This window comes from Dermacoccus sp. UBA1591 (genome assembly GCF_002322065.1).
GTDB lineage: Bacteria > Actinomycetota > Actinomycetes > Actinomycetales > Dermatophilaceae > Dermacoccus > Dermacoccus nishinomiyaensis.
On the sequence record NZ_DCNR01000037.1, the window covers coordinates 8,611 to 10,524 of the forward strand.

The window sequence follows — 1,914 nt, forward strand, 5'->3', positions numbered from 1 at the left end:
CTCGTGCCGCACAAGCAGGTCGAGATCGCCGTCGACACCCTCGCCGAACTGCGTGAGGAGTTCCCGGGCCTGCACCTCAACGTCGTCGGCTCGGGTTATTGGCAGCCGAACATCGAGCGCCATGCCCGTGAACGCGGCGTCGAGGACGCCGTCCACTTCCACGGGTTCGTCGACGAGGCGACGAAGCACACGCTGCTCGCTTCGTCCTGGGTCGTCATGATGCCGTCCTACAAGGAGGGGTGGGGCCTGACGATCGTCGAGGCCGGCCTGCATGGCACCCCGGCCGTCGCGTTCGCGCAAGCCGGAGGGCCGAGCGAGTCGATCCAGCACGGCTCGACGGGCGCGCTCGCCTCGACGACGGCGCAGATGATCGACGACGTGCGCGTGCTGCTGTCGCGCGACGACGTGCGTGAGGCCTACGGACGCAACGCTGTGACGTACGCGCGCTCATTCAGCTGGGAATCGGCCGGCCGCAACGTGCACCACACGCTGCTCGACGTCCTCGGACGCGCCGAGCGCGCACCCCAGCCGCCCGACACGCCCCTGCACGTGCGACGCCTGCGCGAGCTCGTCGCCGAACGCGATGCCCGCCGCGGCGCTGCCGAGCTGAACTGACGTCATGCGCTACCCGGCGCGGGCGACCACTGAGCCGCGTCAGGGCATGCGAGAGCGGGGAACGACCGTCGAGGTCGTTCCCCGCTCTCGTCTGAGATGAGGGAGCCGGAGGCTCAGCCGTCGTAGCTGATCTTCGACTGGTACTGCTGCGGCTGGCTCGAGTTCTGCGACTGGACGAGACCCCAGATCGCGAACAGGGCGAGCAGGAAGCCGACAACGGCTCCGATGATGTTGTACATCGTCTTGTTCGTGGATGCGCCCATGGGGTTGACCGCCTTCACCTTCGCTCGTGGTCAGTCGCCGCGCCACGGGGTGGCGCGACGGAGCATCGCCGGGGCGACGCGTTTGGTTCAGCTTAGCTGCTCCGGCGCGCGGGCGCATCGCTTTCGGCGCAATCGCCCGGTTCGGCTCGCACCCACGATGACCACACCGGCAGTGATGAGGCTGGTCACGAGGCCAAGCGCGCGCCACCACGGCGTCGACGGGCGAGGCGAAGCGCCGGGGACGGACCACGTCGTGAGGTGCGAGACCGGCCGCGCGGCGGCGAGCGGCGTCGCCCCCGCCCGCCGGACGAGATCCGTGACGGCGGCGGCGTCCGGCTGGTCGGTCTGGACGATGACGCGGCTGACGTCGGCCCGAGCCATCGCGTCACGCAATTCGTCGGCCGAGCGGTGAACGAGAGCGCGACCGACGGCGGCGGCGTGCGGGTCTTCCCCCGCGACGACCCGCACGCCAGAGCCCTGACGCACGGCCAGCGCGTCGTCGGCGATGACGCGGCCGGTGAGCAAACGGTTCCAGGGGTCGAGGACGGTGCGCTCGCCGTTCCAGGCGTAGCGACGGTAGGTCGACCAGGGCAGGACGAGCGTCGCGCCGTTGGTCCCGGCGTCGAGGTCGCGCGCGACCTGCGTCCACGGCGCCGGATAATCGACGCCGCGCCACTGTCCGCCGCGTGCCCACGCGAGGCCCGGCAGGAGCACGAGCGGGGCGACGATGCCACCGATGAGGGCGACGGGCGCGAGGATGCTGCCGCGAGCGCGGCGCACCTCGGCGTCGATGAGCAGCCCCCAGCCGAGGGCCGCCGGGACGACCCAGAGGGCGACGAACTTCTGCCCGTCGCGCAGCAGCCCGCCGCCGGGCACGTGCAGGACGATCGCCGTCATGACGTCACGCAGCCCCGGCACGGTGCTCGCGCCCGCGAGGAACAGCCCCGTGACGGCGAGCGCCGTGATCGGCCCGCGACCGAGGCGCCGGGCGGCGATGACGCCGGCGACGCACACGAGGGCGGAGGCGAGCACGATG

3 protein-coding genes are annotated in these 1,914 nt (G+C 71.8%); 1 reads left to right on the top strand and 2 read right to left on the bottom strand.

The annotated features are described in order from the left end of the window. The coding region (locus tag B2284_RS03895) for a glycosyltransferase (RefSeq protein ID WP_286697219.1) at positions 1 to 615 on the top strand (615 nt) is incomplete at its 5' end. 113 nt (positions 616 to 728) lie between these two features. Here B2284_RS03895 and B2284_RS03900 read toward each other — a convergent pair. Both B2284_RS03900 and B2284_RS03905 read right to left on the bottom strand, forming a co-directional pair. Further along, complete coding sequence (locus B2284_RS03900; protein WP_156444985.1) at positions 729 to 878, bottom strand: hypothetical protein; 150 nt, start codon at positions 876 to 878, stop codon at positions 729 to 731. 87 nt (positions 879 to 965) lie between these two features. Further along, the coding region (locus tag B2284_RS03905; RefSeq protein WP_286697220.1) for a hypothetical protein at positions 966 to 1,914 on the bottom strand (949 nt) is incomplete at its 5' end.

Excerpts from the sequence above, each read along its gene's own strand:
- B2284_RS03900 (WP_156444985.1), bottom strand. The coding sequence starts at position 878 with ATGGGCGCATCCACGAACAAGACGATGTACAACATCATCGGAGCCGTT.